The following is a 1,397-nucleotide window of genomic DNA, read 5'->3' as shown; positions in this document are numbered from 1 at the left end:
ATCCACGCTCAGCTTCGTCACCGCATGCAGAACCTGAGGCAGGTAGTCGTTCTCGAACCGGCTCGACGGCGTGTAGTCGACCGACACAACGCCGCCTGCCTCAAGTTTGACCGAACGGAGAAGGTTAGGTGTCGCCCCGGGGTAAACGCTCAGGCGGAGGGAAACTTGGGCTGTGCTTGGATTTGTCGGTGCACCTAGAATCTGTGCGGTCTCTGGAATACCGTCGCCGTTGAAATCGCCAATAATGAAGGACGATGAATGATCGAGCGCAGAGTAGTGTTCAACAACATGCCCGCTTGGCCGAAACTGAAGAGAAAAGGTCTTGATACTTCCGCCGTTCCCGGAACTATCGGTAAACCACGTGCTAAAATGTCCGTTTTGCCGTCATTGTCGGCATCGCCGGCTCCGACGCCACCTCCGTTGCTCATTTGACCTGTGTAAAGGACCGGAGCGGAAAGGTTTATTTTTCTCAAGGATCTGCCGGTGGACAAGCATACCGTCGTGTTATTCGCCGCGCCGCCTGATCGCATAACGTCAGTTGCACCATCGCCGTTGAAGTCCCCGAATACCGGCTCACCGCTTGCACCATTCAAGCTGTCAGATTTCTCGGTTTGACATCCCAAATCCTTCGGTATGTCAAACGTAATCGGACGCTTTCCATCCCCGCGAAGATCGATACTAACATGCTTTATGGCGGGCGCGCTGTTTTGACCTAAAGGGAAAACAGAATCTATGCCGTCTCCATTGTTGTCGTGGACGTAGCTCGTTATGTAGTTGTTAACGCCTACCGAGCCTGAAGCAATGTTATTGCAGATATTGCTCGACGAAGATGCGTTTGAAGTTGGATAGGGACAGACCAATTCTGAGAGCGAACCAGGGTTGCTAGTGTCTTTCATATAGCGGTAAGTCGAATATCCGATGTGGCTTCCTTCGCCATCTTCCCTGCGAAAGGAGGATAGAACTACAATGTCCTTCGTTTTCTTCGCGGAAGAGAATCGGCCAGCTTGGTAGGTATAGTTGGCCAACTGACTTTCTTGCGATCCACCACCGACGCCGGCTCTTGCCGAATGTGCGAGATCGCCATTCTCATCGAAATAAAGTGTCGACAGGTAAGGTGTGTAAACCTGATAGCTATCGCCGGAGAAGCCTTCGGTTGTCACAGCATTCGACAGGCCGTAGAGTTCGTCGCGACCATCTCCGTTGAGGTCGCCAGCGCTCCTTGGGGACATGCCAGGCTGCAGTCCGTTGATCGACTTGGTTGTGAAATTCGTCACCATCCCCTGATAGGTCATGTTCTGGATGCGTTTTGGTGTTCCTCCGGTGATGGTTCCGTCTGCTGCGACGGTTGCCTCTCGGCCGTATCGGTCGATGCTGGTGAGGCGGGAGGTGTTAGAGAA

Annotated in this window: 1 protein-coding gene; it reads right to left on the bottom strand. The window is 53.1% G+C overall.

Annotated features, from left to right (window positions below):
- Positions 1–194: 194 nt before the first annotated feature.
- Positions 195–1,397 (bottom strand): FG-GAP-like repeat-containing protein (locus tag ICI42_RS23410; RefSeq protein WP_188167021.1); only part of this gene is annotated, 1,203 nt, incomplete at its 5' end.

Origin of the sequence: Oryzicola mucosus, from assembly GCF_014534685.1 — a bacterium.
GTDB lineage: Bacteria > Pseudomonadota > Alphaproteobacteria > Rhizobiales > Rhizobiaceae > Oryzicola > Oryzicola mucosus.
Note: the sequence above shows the minus strand (reverse complement) of the source record. Positions and strands in the feature narration are given on the sequence as shown.